Raw genomic sequence first — 1,348 nt, 5'->3', positions numbered from 1 at the left:
TTTCTAAGCTGCCTATTCGGCAGTGAACAGGCGGCATCGACCTGTCAATCGATTTTATTGTTTCTAAGCTGCCTATTCGGCAGTGAACCGCTCGAAACGCAAATCCCGGCGTTTTGGCTGTTTCTAAGCTGCCTATTCGGCAGTGAACGCGAGCACCAACGAGCAAACTCACAATGACCATTTCTAAGCTGCCTATTCGGCAGTGAACTAAAACCGTTTTGTATACCCCGCGGGCGCACTTTTCTAAGCTGCCTATTCGGCAGTGAACTTTGGCCGCAGTTTTGTCCTCCCTATCTCCCATTTCTAAGCTGCCTATTCGGCAGTGAACCTCGGCAGCGGTGTCGGTCAGGTTGTTGAGCTTTTCTAAGCTGCCTATTCGGCAGTGAACAATATCAGGTTTGATTTTAAAACGACCGTTATTTTCTAAGCTGCCTATTCGGCAGTGAACGCCTGGCCGTGCTTGCTCTGATCGCCCTGGTCTTTCTAAGCTGCCTATTCGGCAGTGAACATTCGCGGTGCAACTGACACCGTCTCTCGTTGTTTCTAAGCTGCCTATTCGGCAGTGAACATTTCAACGGGGCCGAGGCCGGTGATTTTGATTTTCTAAGCTGCCTATTCGGCAGTGAACGAGCGATCGCCTGCACTGGGAGAAAAGCTGGTTTTCTAAGCTGCCTATTCGGCAGTGAACGCCATATTCGGCAAATCGTGGACTGTCAGGATTTTCTAAGCTGCCTATTCGGCAGTGAACGTTGCGGTTGCTCCGCTCTTCGTCCATGCTCATTTCTAAGCTGCCTATTCGGCAGTGAACGCTACATCCAAGATCGCTGCTGTCACTGCTGTTTTCTAAGCTGCCTATTCGGCAGTGAACCTCACCGCCTGGCGTATTCTCTCTGACACTGATTTCTAAGCTGCCTATTCGGCAGTGAACCTCGTTTACCGTGTTTTGACAACTCCAGAATATTTCTAAGCTGCCTATTCGGCAGTGAACAGACGAGGGACAACAGGAGGCCACCGAGGAGATTTCTAAGCTGCCTATTCGGCAGTGAACATGCAGGATGCCGAATGCCTCTTGCTCAATGATTTCTAAGCTGCCTATTCGGCAGTGAACTGGACATGATCCGCTGTTATACGTTGGGAATATTTCTAAGCTGCCTATTCGGCAGTGAACGTGGTGGCGGTGCCGGTGCGCCTGGTGGTGGCTTTCTAAGCTGCCTATTCGGCAGTGAACGCAACAACGGCGACGGCGACGGCGACGGGGATTTCTAAGCTGCCTATTCGGCAGTGAACGTAGGCCCACTGGATGATGTCGTCGAGCCACTTTTCTAAGCTGCCTATTCGGCAGTGAACG

The 1,348-nt window shown here is 51.2% G+C and carries 1 CRISPR repeat array.

The annotated features are described in order from the left end of the window. Window positions 1-1,347: a CRISPR direct-repeat array (repeat unit 28 nt; unit sequence TTTCTAAGCTGCCTATTCGGCAGTGAAC). Between the last annotated feature and the right edge of the window lies 1 nt (window position 1,348).

The organism is Lampropedia hyalina DSM 16112, assembly GCF_900129055.1.
Lineage (GTDB): Bacteria > Pseudomonadota > Gammaproteobacteria > Burkholderiales > Burkholderiaceae_C > Lampropedia > Lampropedia hyalina.
Note: the sequence above shows the minus strand (reverse complement) of the source record. Positions and strands in the feature narration are given on the sequence as shown.